We start from the raw sequence: 1,936 nt of genomic DNA, 5'->3' as shown, positions 1-1,936 counted from the left end.
CCTTCGGGGGGATCCCTAGAAATTGGAAAATCCCTAGAAATTGGAAAAGAATTGGAAAAGAAATTGGAAGCGAACTGAAACTGGGCCTGGTTATCAGGCGGGCAGCGAAAACAACGGCTGAAACGCTCCAGAAATCGGCCTGCTGGCTGGGGAAAGTCTGGGAAAGTGAGGTCTGGATCCCCGGCAGCCACCGCTGCCCAAAAGTAGCGCAATTGTGGGGCCAAGGCTTGTGCCTGTTCCAAAGGCAAATTCAGCGGTGCGGAGGTTAAAAACTTAACCACCGCTGGTTCGCTGCGCTGGGCCATCCACTCCCGGGAGAACGCTTGCAAATCGGGCCAATCGGGCAGGGATCCCACCCGGTAGCTCTGGATATGGACTTGGATTCCGGTCTCTCGATCCGACCGGATCTCGACAAGGCGGTAGGGGTGGGGAAAGCTGACCAAAGAGCCGGTGGTAATGTCGTAAACCCCCCCTCGTCGGGCGATGTGCTGGATGTGCAGATGTCCGGTGAACACCAGTTGCACCCCATAAGCTTGCAGCAGCCGCCGCAACTGAGAGGCATTCTCCAGCATGTAGCGACGCCCCCAGGGATGGAGAGACTGGCCGCGCAGATGCTCGACCACATTATGGTGCACCATCAGCAGCACCAGCTCTTCCTCGGCTGCCGCCAATTCTTTCTCCAGCCAGGTCAGTTGTTCTGGGGTTAGACACCCCACCAATTGACCCTGAGCATCAAAATGGTTGGAATTGAGGCCGATCAAACGGATCCCTGGCCGCAGAACCCGGCTGTAATCCAAAGACTGCCCATCCTCGTAGCCAAAAGCTCGGTAGTAGCGGGGAAAATCCGCCAAACCAATAGAGCGCCCGCTGGCCTCGGGCTGGGGCACATCGTGGTTGCCGGGCACCACAAAAGCCGGAAAGGGCAGTCGAGACAGCCGCTCTGCCAGCCATGCATGGTTTTCCGGCTCCCCATGCTGAGTCAGATCCCCCGGCAACAGCAGAAAATCCAGAGGCAACTGCACCAGATGCTGCAAAACCTGTTCCAGAGCCGGGATGCTCACCTCTACCAGGTGAAATCGGCTGGGGTGATCCCAAAGGGTGGAAGGGAGGGCGACGTGGGGATCGCTCACCACAGCAAAGCGGATCTGCACGGATTACTCCCCTTGACAACAGCAAGCAGATAGAGCCTTCGGCCCACCGGGGGGACAAGCGCTTCTGCTATTCTGGCATCCATCACGGGATCCCGATTATCTCAGGAGCACAGCATGGTGGCCCAGGTGATTACCATCGATCACCCTCTGGTGCAGCACAAGCTCAGCCTCATGCGCCGTGTTGAAACTACAACCGCCGACTTCCGAGCGCTGATGCGGGAGATCAGCCTCTTGATGGCCTACGAGGTGACCCGCGATCTGCCCCTCAAGCTACAGCCCATTCAAACCCCGATGGCCCCAATGTTGGCGCCGATGTTGGCGGCAGAGAAAAAGTTGGTGCTTGTCTCCATCCTGCGGGCCGGCCAAGGGCTCCTCGACGGCATGCTGGAGCTGATCCCATCAGCACGGGTGGGGCATATCGGCCTATATCGGGATCCCCATACCCTGATCCCCATCGAGTACTACTTCAAGGTGCCCACCGATATCGAAGATCGTGAGGTGCTGGTGGTGGATCCAATGTTGGCCACCGGCCATTCGGCAGCAGCGGCTGTAGCGCGCCTACGCCAAACCCGACCCCAGTCGATCCGCTTCATCTGCCTGGTGGCCGCCCCAGAAGGGATCCGGTATTTCCACGAACAGAACCCAGATGTGCCAATCTATACCGCTGCTGTAGACGATGGCCTAGACGAGCACGGCTACATCCTCCCCGGCCTGGGAGATGCAGGGGATCGCCTGTTCGGCACCCGCTGATGGGAGAGCATGACTCTAGTCAATGATAAGCTCAA

At 58.5% G+C, this 1,936-nt stretch carries 2 protein-coding genes; one reads left to right on the top strand and one right to left on the bottom strand.

The annotated features are described in order from the left end of the window. Nucleotides 1-1,151: metallophosphoesterase family protein (locus NW815_RS09755; RefSeq protein WP_414415955.1), on the bottom strand; the 1,151-nt coding region annotated here is incomplete at its 3' end. 114 nt (nucleotides 1,152-1,265) lie between these two features. Between NW815_RS09755 and upp the strand changes: the two genes are divergently transcribed. Then, nucleotides 1,266-1,901 (top strand): uracil phosphoribosyltransferase, encoded by a 636-nt coding sequence (upp, locus tag NW815_RS09750; protein ID WP_414329961.1) that lies wholly within the window; start codon nucleotides 1,266-1,268, stop codon nucleotides 1,899-1,901. Nucleotides 1,902-1,936 lie beyond the last annotated feature (35 nt).

It is taken from the genome of Synechococcus sp. R6-7, assembly GCF_047461695.1.
GTDB lineage: Bacteria > Cyanobacteriota > Cyanobacteriia > Thermostichales > Thermostichaceae > Thermostichus.
Note: the sequence above shows the minus strand (reverse complement) of the source record. Positions and strands in the feature narration are given on the sequence as shown.